1 protein-coding gene is annotated in these 1,056 nt (G+C 37.8%); it reads left to right on the top strand.

Annotated features, from left to right (window positions below):
* Positions 1-495 precede the first annotated feature (495 nt).
* On the top strand, positions 496-891 hold the full coding sequence (tssD, locus tag DRW42_RS28425; protein ID WP_025141859.1) for a type VI secretion system tube protein TssD: 396 nt from the start codon (positions 496-498) through the stop codon (positions 889-891).
* Positions 892-1,056: the final 165 nt, after the last annotated feature.

Here is a 1,056-nt window from a genome sequence, read left to right as displayed (position 1 = left end):
TAAATAGCTTAAGTTAATAGCATTGGTGTCTCCACAGACCATCACACTACTTCTTGATAAACCATTTTTTATTCTTAACCACAGATAAACACGGATTTTTATCTGTGTGCATCCTGTCTATCCGTGATTAGTATTACCGTTGCCGTGACTTGTGTATCATGGTTTGTGTCTTCACAAACCATCAAGTTTAATTACAGCAACACTTTGTCCAAAAAAACTACACTTTGTGTATAAACGCTACAGTTTTGTAACGTGGTTACGCTCTATAATGTATTTGTAACACTAAAGATAGATTCCGCTTTTTCCACATTTTTTCCACAAAAGGCGTTTGTATAACTGCTTTTTTAGGCGATAAATGCAATTTACCATTTTTTTGGAAAGAGGTTATCGCTTATCAATGAATGGTATAGATGATGTTTGGCCTGATATTTGGTTATAGTTGCTCAGTAGCGGACGCTACATAATTCAAATTTTTAACCTTTAAATTTTAAAACTATGGCTTTCAAAGCTAGATTAAATTTTTCAGGCAAGGAGTACGATGTGCTTCATTGTGCCTATGCGTTAAACCGTGATGTAGATGCTAAAGGAAGACCTTCTTCCGGAGTTTACGGCGGTACCATCGACATTGAGATCGAGTCAACCGAAGACACCTCAATAATCGAAGCGATGGTAAACAACCAGTACAAACCTATTACAGGAACCCTTCTGATCAAGAAAACAGAGGAAGATGCCAAAATGAAAGAAGTTAACTTCGAAGACGGCTACATTGTTAAATATTCCGAAGGGATAAACATTGTGGGTGATCACCCGATGACACTCAAATTCCAGATTTCAGCCAGAAAGCTTAAATTAGGCAACGCAGAGCATCTTAACGATTGGCCAAAAGCCTAATTTAAGGTTGAGGGTAGAAAGGTTGAAGGTATAAGGTTAGATGCCATATTCAATACAACCTGCAGTTCCAAACCCTTAGCACAAATTAAGGCACGCCTACCGCCATGCGCTCAGCGCCAAACAAAACTTATTTCTTTCAAAACTTTAAAACTTACTACAATGGCA

This window comes from Pedobacter miscanthi (assembly GCF_003315595.1).
Classification (GTDB): Bacteria; Bacteroidota; Bacteroidia; order Sphingobacteriales; family Sphingobacteriaceae; genus Pedobacter; species Pedobacter miscanthi.
Note: the sequence above shows the minus strand (reverse complement) of the source record. Positions and strands in the feature narration are given on the sequence as shown.

Coding starts and splice junctions, on each gene's coding strand:
- tssD (WP_025141859.1), top strand. CDS start 496: ATGGCTTTCAAAGCTAGATTAAATTTTTCAGGCAAGGAGTACGATGTG.